At 78.6% G+C, this 295-nt stretch carries 1 pseudogene; it reads right to left on the reverse strand.

What is annotated here, in order from left to right:
* Positions 1-81: 81 nt before the first annotated feature.
* Positions 82-295: pseudogene (locus tag F0Q45_RS30430) on the reverse strand (PGRS repeat-containing protein); the annotation flags it as partial.

Here is a 295-nt window from a genome sequence, read left to right on the forward strand (position 1 = left end):
CCCACCGGCCCCGCCGGTTCCGCCGTTGCCCAACAACCATCCGCCGGCACCGCCGGTCCCGCCGGCGCCGCCCGTCCCTATCCCGGTACTGCCGCCGGCCCCGCCGGCGCCGCCGGTGCCCAGCAGTCCGGCGGCTCCGCCGTTGCCGCCTTTTTGGCCGGCCGCGCCGGAGCCACCGGTCCCGCCGTTGCCGAGCAACCAGCCGCCGGGGGCGCCGTCTTGTCCGGTGCCGGGGGCGCCGTTGGCGCCGTTGCCGATTAGCGGGCGTCCAGTGGCGGCCTGCACGGGCGCATTA

The organism is Mycobacterium simiae (genome assembly GCF_008370645.1).
GTDB classification, from domain to species: Bacteria; Actinomycetota; Actinomycetes; order Mycobacteriales; family Mycobacteriaceae; genus Mycobacterium; species Mycobacterium simiae_A.